16 protein-coding genes are annotated in these 18,992 nt (G+C 64.7%); 9 read left to right on the forward strand and 7 right to left on the reverse strand.

Annotated elements, in window-relative coordinates; translation table 11 throughout:
* Positions 1-5 precede the first annotated feature (5 nt).
* From BJA_RS14235 to BJA_RS14260, 6 genes are all read right to left on the reverse strand, one after another.
* On the reverse strand, positions 6-1,811 hold the full coding sequence (locus BJA_RS14235; protein WP_011085656.1) for a gamma-glutamyltransferase family protein: 1,806 nt from the start codon (positions 1,809-1,811) through the stop codon (positions 6-8).
* An 87-nt stretch (positions 1,812-1,898) separates the two neighbouring features.
* Positions 1,899-2,888: an ABC transporter ATP-binding protein gene (locus tag BJA_RS14240; protein ID WP_011085657.1), complete on the reverse strand. Its 990-nt coding sequence runs from the start codon at positions 2,886-2,888 to the stop codon at positions 1,899-1,901.
* Positions 2,885-3,871, reverse strand: a complete 987-nt coding sequence (locus tag BJA_RS14245; protein ID WP_011085658.1) for an ABC transporter ATP-binding protein — start codon at positions 3,869-3,871, stop codon at positions 2,885-2,887. Before BJA_RS14245 ends, BJA_RS14240 begins: the two co-directional genes overlap by 4 nt.
* Positions 3,872-3,884: 13 nt before the next feature.
* Positions 3,885-4,856, reverse strand: a complete 972-nt coding sequence (locus BJA_RS14250; RefSeq protein ID WP_011085659.1) for an ABC transporter permease — start codon at positions 4,854-4,856, stop codon at positions 3,885-3,887.
* A gap of 10 nt (positions 4,857-4,866) precedes the next feature.
* Positions 4,867-5,847, reverse strand: a complete 981-nt coding sequence (locus tag BJA_RS14255) for an ABC transporter permease (protein ID WP_038965796.1) — start codon at positions 5,845-5,847, stop codon at positions 4,867-4,869.
* Between the two features lie 104 nt (positions 5,848-5,951).
* Entirely contained in the window at positions 5,952-7,547 is a 1,596-nt protein-coding gene (locus BJA_RS14260; protein ID WP_011085661.1) for an ABC transporter substrate-binding protein, read from the reverse strand.
* 399 nt (positions 7,548-7,946) lie between these two features.
* Between BJA_RS14260 and BJA_RS14265 the strand changes: the two genes are divergently transcribed.
* From BJA_RS14265 to BJA_RS14290, 6 genes are all read left to right on the forward strand, one after another.
* The gene (locus BJA_RS14265) at positions 7,947-8,204 is read left to right on the forward strand and encodes a DUF6489 family protein (RefSeq protein WP_011085662.1); all 258 of its coding nucleotides are present in this window, start codon (positions 7,947-7,949) and stop codon (positions 8,202-8,204) included.
* Positions 8,204-9,004, forward strand: a complete 801-nt coding sequence (locus BJA_RS14270) for an esterase/lipase family protein (protein WP_011085663.1) — start codon at positions 8,204-8,206, stop codon at positions 9,002-9,004. The genes BJA_RS14265 and BJA_RS14270 overlap by 1 nt, the downstream gene beginning before the upstream one ends.
* A gap of 47 nt (positions 9,005-9,051) precedes the next feature.
* Positions 9,052-10,602 (forward strand): WS/DGAT/MGAT family O-acyltransferase, encoded by a 1,551-nt coding sequence (locus BJA_RS14275; RefSeq protein WP_011085664.1) that lies wholly within the window; start codon positions 9,052-9,054, stop codon positions 10,600-10,602.
* Between the two features lie 10 nt (positions 10,603-10,612).
* On the forward strand, positions 10,613-11,608 hold the full coding sequence (locus BJA_RS14280; protein WP_028172427.1) for an alpha/beta fold hydrolase: 996 nt from the start codon (positions 10,613-10,615) through the stop codon (positions 11,606-11,608).
* Between the two features lie 129 nt (positions 11,609-11,737).
* Complete coding sequence (locus BJA_RS14285; protein ID WP_011085666.1) at positions 11,738-14,974, forward strand: bifunctional cytochrome P450/NADPH--P450 reductase; 3,237 nt, start codon at positions 11,738-11,740, stop codon at positions 14,972-14,974.
* 76 nt (positions 14,975-15,050) lie between these two features.
* Entirely contained in the window at positions 15,051-15,725 is a 675-nt protein-coding gene (locus BJA_RS14290; RefSeq protein WP_011085667.1) for a spermidine synthase, read from the forward strand.
* Here the strand turns inward: BJA_RS14290 and BJA_RS14295 are convergent.
* Positions 15,722-16,636, reverse strand: a complete 915-nt coding sequence (locus tag BJA_RS14295) for an alpha/beta fold hydrolase (protein ID WP_011085668.1) — start codon at positions 16,634-16,636, stop codon at positions 15,722-15,724. The genes BJA_RS14290 and BJA_RS14295 overlap by 4 nt on opposite strands.
* Positions 16,637-16,803: 167 nt before the next feature.
* Between BJA_RS14295 and BJA_RS14300 the strand changes: the two genes are divergently transcribed.
* The 3 genes from BJA_RS14300 to BJA_RS14310 are packed head-to-tail and all read left to right on the forward strand — an operon-like array spanning position 16,804 to position 18,856.
* Positions 16,804-17,187 (forward strand): hypothetical protein, encoded by a 384-nt coding sequence (locus tag BJA_RS14300; RefSeq protein ID WP_038965792.1) that lies wholly within the window; start codon positions 16,804-16,806, stop codon positions 17,185-17,187.
* Complete coding sequence (locus BJA_RS14305) at positions 17,184-18,266, forward strand: PHA/PHB synthase family protein (RefSeq protein ID WP_011085669.1); 1,083 nt, start codon at positions 17,184-17,186, stop codon at positions 18,264-18,266. The genes BJA_RS14300 and BJA_RS14305 overlap by 4 nt, the downstream gene beginning before the upstream one ends.
* On the forward strand, positions 18,263-18,856 hold the full coding sequence (locus BJA_RS14310) for a GNAT family N-acetyltransferase (RefSeq protein ID WP_028172421.1): 594 nt from the start codon (positions 18,263-18,265) through the stop codon (positions 18,854-18,856). The genes BJA_RS14305 and BJA_RS14310 overlap by 4 nt, the downstream gene beginning before the upstream one ends.
* Positions 18,857-18,992: the final 136 nt, after the last annotated feature.

The raw sequence follows: 18,992 nt of genomic DNA on the forward strand, positions 1-18,992 counted from the left end.
GTCCATCAGCGTCCTGCTGCGTAGCCTTGCATGCCGCGCGGATTAGCGGCGGCGCGGCGGCGCACCCCGACGCGCGAGGCCGCAGTGAGGCGGCCTTCCGACCAGTCGGGCCCGATCTCGACGATATGTCCGCGCTCGCGCAGATTCTCGATCGCTGCCTTCGGTACGCGGTTCTCGACCACGAGCACGCCGGGGCGCGCGGTGCGCGGCCAGAACGAGATCGGGAAATGCTCGGAATGCCAGGCCGGTGCGTCGATCGATTCCTGAAGGTTGAGATTGCAATGGACGTGGCGCAGGAAGAATTGCGTGATCCATTGGTCCTGCTGGTCGCCGCCCGGCGAGCCCCAGGCGAGATACGGCTCGCCGTCGCGCAGCGCCATGGTCGGCGACAGCGTGGTGCGCGGCCGCTTGCCCGGCGCAAGCGCGGCGGGATGGTCTTCCTCCAGCCAGAACATCTGCGCGCGGCTGCCGAGGCAGAAGCCGAGCTCCGGAATGATCGGCGAAGATTGCAGCCAGCCGCCCGATGGCGTCGAGGAGACCATATTGCCGGCCTTGTCGATGATGTCGAAATGCACGGTGTCGCCGCGTACCTCGCCGAAGCGTCCGACCGTCGGCTCGCCGGCGCCGAGCGCGCCGACCGCTTCGCGCTGGCCTTCGGCGCGCCGCAGCTTGACGACACCGCCAAAGCCCTCGACCGAGCCGGGGCGGAAGTCGAGCGAGGCCTTGTCGGTGACGAGCTTGCGGCGTTCGTCGTTATAGGCATCCGACAGCAGCGTCGCGATCGGGATCTCGCTGAACTTCGGATCGCCGTAGAACTTTTCGCGGTCGGCGAAGGCGAGCTTGGCGCATTCGATCTGGAGATGGATGAATTCCGGCCCGGTCGGGTCGAGTCCGTCGAGCGCAAAGCCCTTGAGCAGTGCGAGCTGTTGCAGCGTGACCGGGCCCTGGCTCCAGACGCCGGCCTTGCAGACAGTGTAGCGGCCATAGTCGTAGGTAAGCGGCGCCTCGATGGTCGGCTGCCAGCGCGCCATGTCGTCGGCCGAGAGAACGCCGCGATGCGGCGAACCGCTGACGTCCATCACCTCTTGCGTGCGGCAGAATTTGTCGATGGCTTCCGCGACGAAGCCGTGCGACCAGGCCCTTCGCGCACGCTCGATCTCGGCGTCGCGGCCACCGTCGCCGCTCTCGGCCTCGCTGAGAATGCGGGCGTAGGTCGCGGCCAGCGTCTTGTTGGTGAAGAGCGTGCCGGGTTTCGGCACCTCGCCATTGGGAAGATACACCGCGGCCGAGGTCGGCCAGTGCTTGCGGAATAGCTGCTCGACGGTCTGGATCGTGGCGCAGGCGCGCTCGACCAGCGGATAGCCGTCGCGCGCGTAGGAGATCGCGGGCTCCAGCACGTCGCGTACGCGCATGGTGCCGTAGTCTCGCAAGAGCATCATCCAGGATTCGAAGGTCCCGGGCACGCAGGCGGCGAGCAGGCCGGTGCCCGGCACCATGTCGAGGCCTTCGCTCCTGTAATGCGCGATGGTGGCGCGCGCCGGCGCCGGGCCCTGGCCACAGATCACCTCGGTGCGGCCGCGCTTCACGTCGTGCACGATAACAGGCACGTCGCCGCCGGGGCCGTTCAGATGCGGCTCGACCACCTGGAGCGTGAAAGCGGTGGCGACGCCGGCATCGAAGGCGTTGCCGCCCTTTTCCAGAATGGCCATGCCGACGGCGGTCGCGATCCAGTGCGTGGTGGCGACGACCCCGAACGTGCCCTCGATCTCGGGGCGCGTCGTGAAGGGATCCGGATTGACGTTGCTGGCCATGGGATTTCGTTACCTTAGTTGTGGCGCGCGCAATTGATCACAGGCGATGCCGTGCCGCCAATGCGCAGGCCGCATGGCACGCGCGCGTCACGCCGGGACCGGCGCGGTGTTAACCGCATGGCAGGCGACGCCGCCGATCAGTTCCGGGGCTTCCTTGCGGCAGAGATCGAATGCCAGCGGACAGCGCGGATTGAAGGCGCAGCCGGGCGGCGGATGGATCGGGTTCGGAATCTCGCCCTTGACCGGAATGCGCTGGCGGCCGCTCATGGCAAGATCGGGCACGGCGCCCAGCAGCATCTTGGTGTAGGGCATGCGCGGCCGGGCAAACAGCTCGCGGCCTTCCGCGATCTCGACGATGCGGCCGAGATACATCACGCCGACGCGGCTCGCCATGTGACGGACCACGGCGAGGTTGTGGCTGATGAACATGTAGGTCAGGCCGAACTTGTCCTGGAGGTCGCGCATCAGGTTCAGGATCTGCGCCTGCACCGAGACGTCGAGCGCCGAGGTCGGCTCGTCGCAGACGATGAACTCGGCATCGGACGCGAGCGCCCGCGCGATCGCGATACGCTGGCGCTGGCCGCCGGAGAACTCGTGCGGAAACTTCAGCCGGTCGTCGGGATGCAGGCCGACGAGGCTGAGCAGCTCGCCGACGCGCGCCTGGATGTCGCGCTCGCCCTGGATCAGGTCGAAGGCGCGGATCGGCTCGGAGATGATGGCATCGACCCGGAAGCGCGGATTCAGGCTCGCATAGGGATCCTGGAAGATCATCTGGATGCGGCGGCGCAGCTTTCGCCGCGCCGGCGCCTGCCGCGGATCCCCCATCGAGACGCCGTCGATCTGGACGTCGCCCGAGCTCGGCGGCAACAGGCCGACCACCATCCGCGCCACCGTGGTCTTGCCGGAGCCGGACTCGCCGACCAGCGCAAAGGTCTCGCCCTTCCTGATGTCGAAGGTGACGTTATCGACAGCCTTGAGATATTCGAGATGCCCGCCTTCCAGCACGCGGTTGAGCCAGGGCTTCGAGACATCGAAGACGCGGCGCAGATTTGTGGCCTGGACGAAAGGGGCGCTCATGCCGCGCTCTCCGCCGGCACATTGTCATAGAGATGGCAGGCGACCGATTGGGCGCCTTGCGGCAGTGGCTCGGGCCGATCGACACGACAGCGGTCGAATGCGAACGCGCAGCGCGGATTGAACGAGCATCCGCGCGGAATCGCCGACAGGCGCGGCATGGAGCCGGGGATCTGCACCAGGCGCTTGTCCTCGCCCGCGAGCGTCGGGATCGCGCCCATCAATCCTTTTGCGTAAGGATGCAGCGGGTTCCTCACGACGTCCTGCACTGGACCGATCTCGGCGACGCGGCCGGCGTACATCACCGCGACGCGGTCCGAGGTCTCCGCGATCACGCCCATGTCGTGGGTCACCAGCATCACCGCGGTGCCGTGGTCGCGCCCGAGCCGCTTGATCAGTGAGATGATCTGCGCCTGCACGGAGACGTCGAGCGCGGTGGTCGGCTCGTCCGCGATGATCAGCTCAGGCTCGGCGCAGATCGCGAGCGCAATCACGACGCGCTGGCGCATGCCGCCGGAGAACTCGTGCGGATAGCCGTCGATGCGCTTTTCCGGCGCGGGGATGCCGACTTCGGCGAGCAGGTCGATGGCGCGGCGGCGGGCCGCCTGTTCGGACAAATTGAGGTGGGTCCGGATGGTTTCCACGATCTGGTCGCCGACCCGGTACAGCGGATTGAGCGAGGTGAGGGGATCCTGGAAGATCATGCCGATGCGTTTGCCGCGGATGCGGCGCATCTCTTCCGGCGGCAGATTGTCGATGCGCAGGCCGGCGAGATGAATCTCGCCGCCGGCGATGCGGCCGGGAGGATCAATCAGGCCGATTACCGCGAGGCCGGTGACGGATTTTCCGGCGCCGGATTCGCCGACTACCCCCAGCACCTCGCCCTTGGCGATGTCGAAGGAGACGTCGTCGATGGCGCGCAGCGTGCCGCGGCGGGAGGCGAACTCCACCTGGAGATTGCGCACGGAGAGAACAGGTTCGGTCATGGGCGACGCACACTCATCGAAGTTTCGGGTTGAGCGCGTCGCGCAGCCAATCGCCGAGCAGGTTGATGGAGAGGATCAGTGCGGCGAGCGCGAGCCCGGGGAAGGCGACGATCCACCATTCGCCCGCGAACAGATAGTTGTTGCCGATGCGGATCAGCGTGCCGAGCGAGGGCATGGTGTCGGGCAGGCCGACGCCGAGGAAGGACAGCGTCGCCTCGGTGATGATGGCGAGCGCGAGGTTGATGGTGGCGATGACCAGGATCGGGCCCATCGTGTTCGGCAGCACATGCCGCAGCATGATCACGGGCGCGGGCAGGCCGATCAGCTGCGCGGCGGCCACGTAGTCCTTGTTCTTCTCGACCATCACGGAACCGCGCACGGTCCGGGCATACCCGACCCAGAAACTCAGACCGATCGAGATCACCAGCACCACCAGCATGCTGGTGGCATCCAGCCGGTTGCCGAGGATCGATTTCGCGATGCCATTGACCAGCAGCGCGATCAGGATGGCGGGGAAGGTGAGCTGGACGTCGGCGATCCGCATGATCACGCCGTCGACCGCGCCGCCGAAATAGCCGGCCATCAGGCCGAGCGCGATGCCGAGCGCACCGGCGAAGATCACGCCGGCCACGCCGACGGCGAGCGAGATACGCATGCCGTAGAGGATGGCGGAGAACACGTCGCGACCCTGCTCGTCGGTGCCGAGCAGGAACGGGCTCTGGCCGTCGGCGGTCCATAGCGGTGAGATCCGCGAGTTCATCAGCTGAAGTTGCGCCGGATCGAACGGGTTCTGGACCGCAAGCCAGGAGGCAAAGATCGCGAGCAGGAAGAACAAGACCGTGATGGCGGCCGCAACCATGGTGAGCTTGGAGCGGCGGAAGGAATAGAAGACGTCGCTATCGAGCGCGCGGCTGAACCAGCCGCGGGCAGCGTGGGTCGGCTGCGTGCTCTGCTTGTCGGAATTGGAGACGACTGCGTCTGACATGCAGATTGCCCTATGTCGCGCGGCCGACGGTCGAGCGCAGGCGCGGATCGACCACGGTGTAGAGGATATCGACCACCAGATTGATGGTGACGAAAATCAGCGAGACCATCAGCAGGTAGGCGGCCATAATCGGGATATCGACGTTTTGCACGGCCTGAACGAACAGAAGTCCCATGCCCGGCCACTGGAACACGGTTTCGGTGATGATCGAAAATGCAATAACCGAGCCAAACTGGAGCCCGGCTACCGTGATCACGGGAATGAGCGTGTTCTTCAGCGCGTGGCCGAAATGGATGGCACGGGTGGTGAGCCCCCGGGCGCGGGCGAAGCGGATATAGTCGGTTCGCAGCACTTCCAGCATCTCCGCCCGCACCAGCCGCATGATCAGGGTCATCTGGAATAGGCCGAGCGTGATCGAGGGCATGATCAGCGCCTTCAGGCCCGACAGCGTGAGCAGGCCCGTCGTCCACCAGCCGAGCTTGACCACCTCGCCGCGGCCGAACGAGGGCAGCCAGCCCAGCGTCACCGCGAACAGATAGATCAGGAGGATGCCGATCAGGAACGTCGGCAGCGAGATGCCGATCAATGAGACCGCCTGGAATAATTTGGCGAGCGCGGTGTCGCGCTTGAGCGCCGAATAGACTCCCATCAGGATCCCGAACACCATTGCGAACACGGTCGCGCAGATCGCAAGTTCCAGCGTCGCGGGCATGCGCTCCATCAATAGCGCCGAGACCGGCTGGCGGAACTGGTAGGACACGCCGAACTTGAACTGCGCGGCATCGCCGAAATAGCGCACGAACTGCACCGGCACGGGATCATCGAGGCCGAGCGACTTGCGCACGGCTTCGCGTTCGGCCGCCGACGTGTCGATCGAGACGATCTGGTTGACGGGATCGCCGGCGAATCGGAACATCGAGAACGCGATGATGCCGACGGCAAACATGACGCCGATAGCCTGAACGGCGCGGCGTAGAGTGAAAGCGAGCATTTCTTCCACTGTCCTTGGGTGCGCTTACAGCCGACGACTTTGTCGGCCGGAAAAGGAAAGGTCCCGGAAGCCTGACGCTCCCGGGACCTCGTGTTCAACTGACGCTATTCCTTCTTGGTCGCCCAATGGAACATGACCAGATTGTCGGCGCGCTGCGGCAGGTTGACCTTCTTCGATACGCCCCAGGCCAGCGCCTGCTGGTGCAGCGGGATGTAGGACCAGTCCTTGTTGCCGATTTCGTAGGCCTGCTTGATCAGCTGGTTGCGCTTGGCGGTGTCGGTTTCGACCAGCACCTTGTCGGTGATGGCGTCGAACTCCTTGTTGCAGTAGCCGCCGAGATTGGCCTCGCCCCGTGAGGATTTCGCATCGTCGCGGCAGCCCATGATGTCAAAGAGCACGTTGTGGGAGTCCATCGTGCTCGGCGTCCAGCCCAGCATGTAGAACGAGGTCTGGTAGCCGCCTTGCTTCAGCACCTTGGCGAAGTACTGTGCCTTCGGCTGCGCCAGCAGATTGATCTTGACGCCGATGCGGGCGAGCATGCCGACCACGGCCTGGCAGATCGCGGCGTCGTTGACATAACGATCGTTCGGGCAGTCCATGGTGACCTCGAAGCCGTCGGGATAGCCGGCCTCGGTCAGGAGCTTCTTGGCGCCGTCGGGATCGAATTTCGGCCGCGTGAACTCCTTGGACAGTATGAACAGCTCCGGCGCGATCATCAGCGCCGACGGCGTCGCCAGCCCGCGCATCACGCGCGTCTTGATCAGCTCGATGTCGATCGCCTTGTAGAACGCCTCGCGGACCTTGATGTCCTTGAACGGGTTCTTGCCCTTGATGTTGGAGTAGAGCAGCTCATCGCGCATCTGGTCGAAGCCGATGAAGATGGTGCGCAGCTCCGGCCCCTTCAGCACCTGGGCATTCGGGCTGGAATCGACGCGGGAGATGTCCTGGATCGGCACCGGCTCGATGACGTCGACTTCGCCCGAGAGCAGGGCGGCGACGCGGGTGGCGTCGGAGGAGATCGGGGTGAAGATGATCTCCTTCAAATTGCCTTCGACCTTGCCCCAGTAATTGGGATTGGCCTTGAACACCGTCTTCACGCCGGGCTGATGGCTCTCGATGATGAAGGGGCCGGTGCCGTTCTCGTGGAGCGAGGCGTAGCTCGGCGTGGTCGCCGCCACCGGCGTCGGATCGACGACGTTGTTCTCCTCGGCCCATTTCTTGTCCATGATGTACCAGACATCCCACGCGTTATGCAGGATGGGGTTGGGCGAGGGCAGGACGAAATCGACGGTGTAGTCGTCGACCTTGACCACCTTGACGTCGGGCGCAAGGCGGGTCTGCATGTTGGACCCCTTCTTGCGGACGCGATCGGCCGAGAACACCACGTCGTCGGCGGTGAACGGGTCGCCATTGTGGAACTTCACGCCCTTGCGCAAATGGAAACGCCAGCGGGTCGGCTCCGGAGTTTCCCAGCTTTCCGCCAGCGCCGGAATGATCTTGAGGTCCTTGTCGCGCGCGGTGAGGCCTTGATAGACGTGACCGAGATGAGCGTGGGTGGTGCTCTCGTTGAGCGTATAGGGATCGAGCGACTTCAGGTCACCCTGGTTGGCATAACGTAGCGTCTGGCTCGACGCCGGCGAGACCGCCAACGCAAGCGTACCGGCGAGCGTCGCCGCAAACAGAGTTCGTCCGACTGACATTCTTGACCCTCTCCACTCTGCCGCGCCGTGATTTTTGATTGTTCGGCGGGGCTGATCGATCCATGTTGCCCAGAGTTCACGACCCGTGCAAGCGCCATTCCAGCAAGGAACGCGCCAAGTTGCACCGCTGTGCAGCAATGCTGACCGGCAATCTAGGGGAGGCTGGCGCGCGAACGACATTCGACTTTCGACCTGTGAAGTCCCGGGGTAAAGGGAAATTGGCCCTGTCGGCCGTTGGCGTCTCAGCCGTCCGAGCTGCGGTCGCGGCCGAGCAATTTGATTGACCATACCCGCCGATTGCGGGAGCCGGCGCCCCGCGGCGCGTCTGAGGTCGCTTGCGTTGCACACCGTGTCGCGGCGATACTCCAACAGAGTGCTCGAATCTCATCCGGAGGGGACATGAAAGTTAACATCGAAATCGACTGCACCCCCCTCGAGGCCCGTCAGTTCTTCGGATTGCCGGACGTCTCGCCGATGCAGATTGCCGTCATGGACAAGCTGCAGCAGCAGGTCCTGAGCAATATCGACAAGGTCTCGCCGGAATCGCTGATCCAGAGCTGGTTCACTTTCGATCCGAAGCTTGCCGAGCGGTTTCAGGACATGTTCGTCACCATGGCCGGCCTCGGCGGAACGCGCAGCAGCGATAAGAAGAAATAATGTCGGCCGGGCGGGACGGGCCGCAAGCGTCTGACCGGCTTCGTCCGCCGGGCCTTGGTTTGCTGCTCGCCGAAGCCCGCGGCCTGTTCGAGTTGAACGCCAGCCTGCTGTTGTCGCCGTTGCTGATGCGCGCGCCCAGGGGCGACGGCCATCCGGTGCTGACGCTGCCGGGCTTTCTCGCCAGCGATCTTTCGATGGCGCCGATGCGGCGCTATCTGAGTGAGCTCGGCTATGAGGCACATGCCTGGCGGATGGGCCGCAATCTCGGCGGGCTGGGGCGGATGCGGGAGGCCTTGCGCACCCGTCTCGCCGAGATCCACGCCGCGAGGGGGCGCAAGGTCAGCCTGGTCGGATGGAGCCTCGGCGGCGTCTATGCCCGCGATCTCGCGCTCCAGGCGCCCGACATGGTCCGTTACGTCATTACGCTCGGCAGTCCTTTTGCCAACGACGTGCGGGCGACCAACGCCACGCGGCTCTATGAGGCGCTGTCCGGCGAGCGGGTCGAGGATTTTGCCGAACTGCGCGAGGCGATCGCCGGCGATCTGCCGGTGCCGGCGACGTCGATCTATTCCCGCGCCGACGGCGTCGTGAACTGGCGGACCTGTCTGTTGCGCCCCTCGGACCATGCCGAGAACATCGAGGTGCACCTGGCGAGCCATATCGGGCTCGGCGTTAACCCCGCCGCGCTGTGGGCCGTGGCAGACCGGCTGGCGCAACCGGAGGGGGAGTTCTGGCCATTTGACCGGGCAGGGCCGTTTGCCATTGCATATGCCCCGCCGGAGCGGGCAATATCGGCCTGACGAGAAGCGCCGCCCAAGGCGCCCGTCAAATCTCGCGGGAGGGAACTATGGCTGACGGTAAGAAGCTGTCGTCGCTGGATGCGTCGTTTCTCTATCTGGAAACGCCGGAAATGCCGATGCATGTCGGCAGCATGGCGATCTTTCGCCTGCCCGACGATTACAGGGGCGACTTCTTCGAAGACTTCAAGGCGATGATCGTCTCGCGCCTGCACATCGCGCCGATCCTGAAGGCGCGGCTGGAGAAGGCGCCGCTCGACATCGACCATCCCTCCTGGGTCGAGGACGATCAGTTCGACATCGACCGTCACATCTTCCGCGCCAGCCTGCCGCAGCCGCGCGACCGCGCCACGCTGGAACGCATCGTCGGCTGGATGCACGCCAAGCTCTTGAACCGCGCCCGCCCGCTCTGGGAATTCTACGTGTTCGAGGGCATGAAGGACAACGAGGTCGGGCTCTATTCCAAGATGCACCATGCCGCCATCGACGGCGGTGCCGGCGCGGCGCTGACCAACATGATCTACGACATCTCGCCGATCCCGCGGAAGGTCGATCCGCCGGCGGCGGGAGCCAAGCCGGGGCAGGAGCCGCGTGACATCGCCGCCAACCTGCTCGATTCCTATCAGCAGCTTTTCAGCCAGCCGCTCGATGCTTCGGCCGCTGCGAAGAACCTGCAGCTGCCCCGCACCGGCAAGAGCGACATCGGCTCGATCCTGTTCGACAACGCGATGTACCAGATCGAGAGCGCGGTGCGCTTCGCCGGCAACATCCCGACCGTGCTCAAGAGCGTGTCCGACGTGCTCGGCAAGGTCGCCGATCCGAAGTCGCGCGAGAGCCTGGCCAGCATGGTGTCGCCGCCGACCATGCTCAACAAGACCATCTCCTCGGAGCGCAGCTTCGCCGGCGTGTCGATCCCGCTGTCGCGGGCGAAGGCGCTGGCCAAGCAGGCCGGCGGCAAGCTCAACGACGTCGTGCTGGCGCTCGCCTCCGGCGTGGTCCGCCGCTATCTCCAGCAATATGGCACGCTGCCGGCGAAATCCTTGACCGCCGCCGTGCCGATCTCGCTGCGCGAGGAAGGCAACACCGAGGCCAACAACCAGGTGTTCGGCATGATCTGCGCGATCGCGACCGACATCGACGATCCCAAGGCCCGACTGGAGGCGATCATCGCGCAATCGACCAAGTCCAAGGAGATGTCGCATCCGCTGCGCGCCCTGATGCCGCAAGTGTCCAACATCTCGATGCTGGGCGCGCCGATCATGGTGCAGATCCTGGCCTTGCTCTACAGCCGCTCGAACCTGTCGGACGTGCTGCCGCCGGCCGCCAACATCACGGTGTCCAACGTACCCGGGCCGCGGCAGACGCTCTACGCCGCCGGCGCGGAGCTGCTGCATATCTTCCCGGTGTCGATCTCGACGCACGGGCAGGCGCTCAACATCACGGTGCAGAGCTATCGCGACCAGCTCGATTTCGGTTTCATTGTCGGTGCCAACATCATTCCGCATGTGCAGGTGATGTGTGACATGCTGCCCGAGGAGTTTGCTGCGCTGGAGGCGGCCTATGCGCCGCCAGCGGCCGACATCAAGGGCGCTGCTGAGTAGGAATGTCCCGATGATCGAAATGCCGCCGCTCAAGTTCGTGCAGACGAACGGAATCCGCATGGGTTATTACGAGGCGGGTCCGGTCTCCGACACCCCGCCGATGGTGCTGTGCCATGGCTGGCCGGAGCTCGCCTTTTCCTGGCGCCATCAGATCAAGGCGCTGAGCGAGGCCGGAATCCGGGTGATCGCGCCGGACCAGCGCGGTTATGGCGCGACCGACCGGCCCGAGCCGGTCGAGGACTACGATATCGAGCACCTGACCGGCGACCTCGTCGGTCTGCTCGATCATCTCGGGATCGACAAGGCGATCTTCGTCGGCCACGACTGGGGCGGCTTCATCGTCTGGCAGATGCCGCTGCGGCATATCGGCCGCGTCGCCGGCGTGGTCGGCATCAATACCCCCCATACCAACCGGGCTTGGGCCGATCCGATCGAACTCCTGCGCGCGCGGTTTGGCGACAAGATGTACATCGTGCAGTTCCAGGACCCGTCGCGTGAAGCCGACAGGATTTTCGGCAGCCGCGTCGAGCAAACCTTCGATGCATTCATGCGCAAGCCGGCGCCGCGCCCGCCCGATGCGCCGGCGGAGGAAGTGATTGCCGGCGTGGGCGCTTCGCCGCGGGTCAATCTGGCGTTTCCGCAGATGATTGCGGCCTATGACGCCAAGCACGATCCGCGTACGCCGATCCTGTCGCCGGAAGAGAAGAAGGTGTTTGTCGACAATTTCACCAGGACCGGCTTCACCGGCGGCATCAACTGGTACCGCAACATGTCGCGCAACTGGATACGCTCCGAAGGACTCGATCATACGGTACGCGTGCCGTCGCTGATGATCATGGCCGAGAACGACGCGGTGCTGCCGCCGTCTTCCGCCGATGGCATGGACAAGCTGATTCCCGATCTCGAAAAATATCTGGTCCGCGACAGCGGCCATTGGACGCAGCAGGAGAAGCCGGACGAGGTCAGCGCCAAGCTGATCGAATGGCGTAGAAGGCGGTTTGGGTGACGATGCCGTCGTCAGTGTAAATGGAACGTCATTCCGGGGCGCCCGAAGGGCGAACCCGGAATCTCGAGATTCCGGGTTCGATGCTGCGCATCGCCCCGGAATGACGCGATCAGGGGGAAGCGCACGTCAATGTCATCCAAGAACCGTCTGGACCCGATCCCGCAGCCGCCGACCAAGCCGGTGGTCGGCAATATGCTGTCGCTGGACTCGGCGGCTCCCGTGCAGCACCTGACGCGGCTCGCCAAGGAGCTCGGCCCGATCTTCTGGCTCGACATGATGGGCTCGCCGATCGTCGTCGTCTCGGGCCACGATCTCGTCGACGAGCTGTCCGACGAGAAGCGCTTCGACAAGACGGTGCGCGGCGCGCTGCGGCGCGTGCGTGCGGTCGGCGGCGACGGCCTGTTCACGGCCGACACCAGGGAGCCGAACTGGAGCAAGGCGCACAACATCCTGCTCCAGCCGTTCGGCAACCGCGCGATGCAGTCCTACCACCCGAGCATGGTCGACATCGCCGAGCAGCTCGTCCAAAAATGGGAGCGGCTCAACGCCGACGACGAGATCGACGTCGTCCACGACATGACCGCCCTGACGCTGGACACGATCGGCCTGTGCGGCTTCGACTACCGATTCAATTCGTTCTACCGGCGCGACTACCATCCCTTCGTCGAGTCGCTGGTGCGCTCGCTCGAAACCATCATGATGACGCGGGGTCTTCCGTTCGAGCAGATATGGATGCAGAAGCGGCGCAAGACCCTCGCTGAAGACGTCGCCTTCATGAACAAGATGGTTGACGAGATCATCGCGGAGCGCCGCAAGAGCGCGGAGGGGATCGACGACAAGAAGGACATGCTCGCGGCGATGATGACCGGCGTCGACCGCTCGACCGGCGAGCAGCTCGACGACGTCAACATCCGCTACCAGATCAACACGTTTTTGATCGCCGGCCACGAGACGACAAGCGGCCTGTTGTCCTACACGCTCTATGCGCTCCTGAAGCATCCCGACATCCTCAAGAAGGCCTATGACGAGGTCGATCGCGTCTTCGGTCCAGATGTCAACGCGAAGCCGACCTATCAGCAGGTGACGCAGCTCACCTACATCACGCAGATCCTGAAGGAGGCGTTGCGGCTGTGGCCGCCGGCGCCGGCCTACGGCATCTCACCGCTCGCGGACGAAACCATCGGTGGCGGCAAGTACAAGCTCAGGAAAGGCACGTTCATCACCATTCTGGTGACGGCGCTGCATCGCGATCCCTCCGTCTGGGGGCCGAATCCCGATGCCTTCGATCCCGAAAATTTCAGCCGCGAGGCGGAGGCCAAGCGGCCCATCAATGCCTGGAAGCCGTTCGGCAACGGTCAGCGCGCCTGCATCGGCCGCGGCTTTGCCATGCACGAGGCGGCGCTCGCGCTCGGCATGATCCTCCAGCGTTTCAAGCTGATCGACCACCAGCGCTACCAGATGCACCTGAAGGAAACGCTGACGATGAAGCCGGAGGGCTTCAAGATCAAGGTTCGTCCGCGCGCCGATCGCGAGCGCGGTGCCTATGGCGGGCCTGTCGCGGCTGTGTCCTCGGCGCCGCGAGCACCGCGTCAGCCGACGGCGCGGCCCGGCCACAACACGCCGATGCTGGTGCTGTACGGCTCCAATCTCGGCACCGCCGAAGAACTCGCGACACGCATGGCCGACCTCGCCGAGATCAACGGCTTTGCCGTGCATCTCGGGGCGCTCGACGAATACGTCGGCAAGCTGCCGCAGGAGGGCGGCGTGCTGATCATCTGCGCCTCCTATAACGGAGCGCCGCCGGACAATGCGACGCAATTCGTCAAATGGCTCGGCAGCGACCTGCCCAAGGATGCCTTTGCCAATGTGCGCTACGCCGTGTTCGGCTGCGGCAACAGCGACTGGGCTGCGACCTATCAATCGGTGCCGCGCTTCATCGACGAGCAATTGTCGGGGCATGGCGCGCGCGCGGTCTATCCGCGCGGCGAAGGCGACGCGCGCAGCGATCTCGACGGCCAGTTCCAGAAGTGGTTTCCGGCAGCCGCGCAGGTCGCGACCAAGGAGTTCGGCATCGACTGGAATTTTACCCGCACCGCGGAGGACGATCCGCTCTACGCGATCGAACCTGTCGCGGTGACTGCCGTCAATACCATCGTCGCACAGGGCGGCGCGGTGGCGATGAAGGTGCTGGTCAATGACGAGCTTCAGAACAAGAGCGGGTCCAATCCGTCGGAGCGCTCGACGCGCCATATCGAGGTGCAGCTGCCATCCAACATCACCTACCGCGTCGGCGATCATCTGAGCGTCGTTCCGCGCAACGATCCGACGCTGGTGGATTCGGTCGCCCGCCGCTTCGGCTTCCTGCCGGCCGACCAGATCAGGCTTCAGGTGGCCGAAGGCCGCCGTGCGCAATTGCCGGTCGGCGAGGCCGTGTCGGTCGGCCGCCTGCTCAGCGAGTTCGTCGAGCTGCAGCAGGTGGCGACGCGGAAGCAGATCCAGATCATGGCCGAGCACACGCGCTGCCCGGTCACCAAGCCGAAGCTGCTGGCCTTCGTCGGCGAGGAGGCCGAGCCGGCCGAGCGCTATCGCACCGAGATTCTGGCGATGCGCAAATCGGTGTACGATCTGCTGCTCGAATATCCGGCCTGCGAATTGCCGTTCCACGTTTATCTGGAAATGCTCTCGCTGCTGGCGCCGCGCTACTACTCGATCTCCTCTTCCCCGTCGGTCGATCCAGCGCGGTGCAGTATCACGGTCGGCGTCGTCGAGGGGCCGGCCGCTTCCGGGCGCGGCGTCTACAAAGGCATCTGCTCGAACTATCTCGCCAACCGGCGCGCGAGCGATGCGATCTACGCCACGGTGCGCGAGACCAAGGCCGGCTTCCGGCTCCCGGACGATTCATCCGTGCCGATCATCATGATCGGCCCGGGCACGGGGCTGGCGCCGTTCCGCGGCTTCCTCCAGGAGCGCGCCGCGCGCAAGGCGAAAGGCGCTTCGCTTGGCCCGGCCATGCTGTTCTTCGGCTGCCGTCACCCCGATCAGGATTTTCTCTACGCCGACGAGCTGAAGGCGCTGGCGGCAAGCGGCGTCACCGAGCTCTTCACCGCGTTCTCGCGCGCGGACGGACCGAAGACCTATGTGCAGCACGTGCTCGCGGCGCAGAAGGACAAGGTCTGGCCACTGATCGAGCAGGGCGCCATCATCTACGTCTGCGGCGACGGGGGCCAAATGGAGCCCGACGTGAAGGCGGCCCTTGTCGCGATCCGTCACGAGAAGAGCGGTAGCGATACCGCGACAGCCGCGCGCTGGATCGAGGAGATGGGCGCGACGAACCGCTATGTGCTCGACGTCTGGGCGGGCGGTTAGGCCGAGCCACCTCCTGTAGCCCGGATTGCGGTTCGCTCCATCCAAGCTACGAAGCAAATCGTGCTAAAGCTCTCCCATGATTCCCTGGGAAAAGATCGACACCGCCAAAATCCCCGGCTCCGACGAAGAGCTCCGTCTGATGCGGCGGGGCAAGGAGTTCTCCATCAAGCTCGGCACCAACGAGCTGATGAACAATCGCCTGTCGGGCTCCGAGGCGGCACTTGCGACGCTGGCGGCGAAGCAGATCGAGACGGTCGGAAAGCCCGTCGTCCTGATCGGCGGCCTCGGCATGGGCTTTACGCTGCGCGCGGCGCTGGCCGTGCTCGGAGCTAAGGCGAAGATCGTGGTGTCCGAGCTCGTGCCGGCGGTGGTTGCCTGGGCGCGAGGTCCGATGGCGGAGGTTTTTGGCGACAGCCTCGACGATCCCCGTGTCAAGATCCGGGAGACCGACGTTGGAGAAATCATCCGCGCGCAGCGATCGGCCTTCGATGCCATCCTCCTCGACGTCGACAACGGGCCGGAGGGGCTGACCCGGAAGGGCAATGATGCGCTCTACAACGCGGGCGGGTTGAAGGCGGCCAAGACGGCGCTGCGGCCGGGCGGCGTGCTCGCCGTCTGGTCGTCGGGGCCCAACCCGGCATTCACCAGGCGCCTAAAGAGCGCGGGTTTCGACGTCAACGAAGTCAACATCCGCGCCACCGGCAGGGGCGGCGGCGCGCGCCATGTGATCTGGATGGCGAGAAAGCGCTAGGCAGCCTGTGCTGCCGCTCGACGCGCGTGCTTGTCGATGGCGCCGATGATCTCGGGCCAGAAACGCATCGGCAGCGCGTGGCCCATGCCTTCGACCATCAACAGCTTTGCGCCCGGAATTGATGCGGCCGTGTCCTTGCCACCTTCGGGATGGACCAGGGGATCAACCGTGCCGTGGATCACCAGCGTCGGCGTCTTCATGGCATGCAGCCGCTCCTTGCGGCTGCCCGAGGCAAGCACGGCGCGGAGCTGCCGGCCGACACCGGCCGGATTGAGCCCGCGCGCGAACACGCGCTCGGCACGATCAGGGTCGAGTGCTTCCTCTTCCGGAAAGGCCCCGGCGCGCAACACCTTCCAGGTCTGGCCGTAGCGGACGACGAACTCCTCCTTGCTGCGCGGCGGCGGCGCCATCAGCATGGCGGCGGCCTCGCGTGTCGGCGGCGGCACGCGCGGATTGCCCGTCGTCGACATGATCGAGGTCAGCGAGCGAACGCGCTCGGGAAACGACAGCGTCACCTCCTGCGCGATCATACCGCCCATGGAGGCGCCGACCAGATGCGCCGACTTGATGCCGAGCGCGTCCATCAGGCCGACGGTGTCCCTGGCCATGTCGATCAGCTTGTAGGTTGCGGCAACGGGAATCCTGAGGAAGCGGAGCTTCAACAGCTCGAGCGGCGTCAGCCGCTTGCCGCCCGTGAGATGGCTCGATTTGCCGATGTCGCGGTTGTCGAACCGGATCACGCGAAAGCCGTGCACGGCGAGCTGCTCGCAGAACGCATCGTCCCAATGGATCATCTGCGCCCCGAGCCCCATGATCAGCAGCAGCGGCTCGGCGTTGTCGTTGCCAAAAATCTCGTAGCAAATGTCGATGCCGTTGGCGCGGACGGTCTGGGGCGGCTGATGGGCGTTCACGGGCGCGGTCCCTCCTGCTGATCGATGCTGTATCGCACGGTTTTCCGCCGCAATGAAGCGGCGCGCGCATCAGCGCACCCGCTGCTTGCCGGTTGACCGGCACCGCGCAACGGTGTGGTATGGCAAAAAAGAAGGGCATCGCAGCTCTCGATACCAGGAGGACGCCGATGACCGACAAGACCAACGATCCCGTTGCCGTGTGGCAGAAGATGGTTGGCGAGATGGAGAAGGGGTTCAACTCTTTCGCCAATCAAGCCATGTCGTCGCCTGAGTTCTCGCAAGCGATGAATCGGGCCGGCGGCGTTGCTGCAGGTGCTCAGAAGCAGCTCGGCGAGCTCATGGAGAAATACCTCGTCAGCATGAATCTGCCGAGCCGGGAGCAGGTCACGGGTCTTGCGGAACGGCTGCAGTCGATCGAGGTCCAGATCGGCGAGATGAAGTCGATGCTGAGCCAGATGGCGGCAGGTTCCGGACTGTCGCAAGGCTTCGACGGTGCGCCGCGGCCGCCGCGGACGAAACGCCCGCCCTCCGAAGGCGGAGAGCCCAAATGAACGCGCCGACGGGACTTGATTTCGCTTCCATCCCGGAGCGCATCCAGTCCGAGGTGCAGCGCGCAATCCAGCGCAGCATCAAGGGCGTCGAATATTTCTCGACCTCCGGCCCGACGCTCGGCTCGACGCCGAAAGACGTGCTGCATTCACGCGGCACGATGAGCCTCTACCACTATCGGCCGATGTCGGACGAGATCTACCGGGTGCCGGTGCTGATCGTGATGGCGACCACCAATCGAGGCTACATCCTCGACCTCGTGCCCGGCCAGAGCTTCATCGAGTTCCTCCTGAGGCGCGGCTACGACGTCTACATGCTCGACTGGAGCGCGCCGCGTCCGGAAGAGAAGAGCCTGCGCATGGAGGACTACGTCCTCGACTTTATCCCGGATTGCGTCCGCCGCGTGCAGCAGGATTCCGGCGAGCAGGACGTCTCCGTCATCGGCTACTGCTTCGGTGGCGTGCTGTCGCTGCTCTACGGCTCGATCCACAAGGACGGGCCAATGAAGAACTTGATCTGCTTCACTACGCCGATCGACTTCCGCGAGATGAAGCTGTTCTCCAATTTCTCCGACCGCCGCTATTTCGACGTCGATCGCCTTGTCGACAGCATCGGCAACGTGCCGCCGGAGATGATCCTGTCCTCGTTCGAGATGCTGCGCCCGGCCTCGCGCACGGTGAGCCAGATCCAGCTCTGGGAAAACATCTGGAACGACGAGTTCGTCAAGTCCTACCGGATGTTCGATCGCTGGGCGACCGATACGCTGCCGCTGGCGGGCGAGTATTTCCGCACCATCACCAAGGACCTGATGTGGGACAACAAGCTGTTCAACGACACCATGTCGGTCGGCGGCCGTGCGGCGAAGCTCGAGGATATCAAGGTGCCGATCCTGCATGCGGTCGCCGAGCACGACCACATCGTGCCCTATGATGCCGCAAAACATTTGATCGCGAAGATTGGATCGGCGGACAAGGAAGAGGTGATGCTGAAGGGCGGGCACGTCTCGCTGGTCGCCGGCGCCAACGCGGTGAAACGGCTGTGGCCGAAACTGGACTCCTGGCTGGGGAAGAGATCGACATGAGTGAGCAGCGTTCCTATCCGCGTCAGGTCAAGACCGACGCCGGCGAGATCGAGATCCGCTTGATGTCGCCTGCGGACGAAGCCGCGGTGCTCGCCTTTGGCAAGGGCCTGCCGACGCACGATCTGCTCTTCCTGCCCCGCAACATCAGCGAGCCAAAAGTGCTCTCGGCCTGGGTCAAGGAGATCGAGCGCGGTGCGATCACGAGCCTGCTCGCCGTGAAGGACGGCAAGGTCGTCGGCTGCGGCACGCTGGTGCGCGATCCGCATTCCTGGTCGCCCCATGTCGGCGAGATTCGCATGGTGGTCTCGCTCGACGTGCGCGGGAAGGGGGTGGGGCGGGCGCTGTCGCAGGAGACCTTTGCGCTCGCGCTCGGCGCCGGCCTGGAAAAGCTCTCGGTCCAGATGACGGTCGACCAGCAGGCGGCGATCGCGGTGTTCGAAAGCCTCGGCTTCAAGGCCGAGGCGCTGCTGCGCGACCACGTCCGCGATGTCGACGGCAAGACCCACGACATTGTCGTGCTCGGCCACAACATCGCGCAGGTCCAGGCCCAGATGGAGGCCTATGGGCTGCCAGGTGCCGTCCAGCTCTAAAGACCGCGATCAGGCACGCCTTCGCCGGGATTGGTGAGGGAGGCATCATATTGCCTCCTGTTAAGGCTGTTCACGATTTCGTGATACTGCAGTGCAATATGAATGTTGCATCGCACAATTAACTATGCCATATAAG

Origin of the sequence: Bradyrhizobium diazoefficiens USDA 110, from assembly GCF_000011365.1 — a bacterium.
GTDB lineage: Bacteria > Pseudomonadota > Alphaproteobacteria > Rhizobiales > Xanthobacteraceae > Bradyrhizobium > Bradyrhizobium diazoefficiens.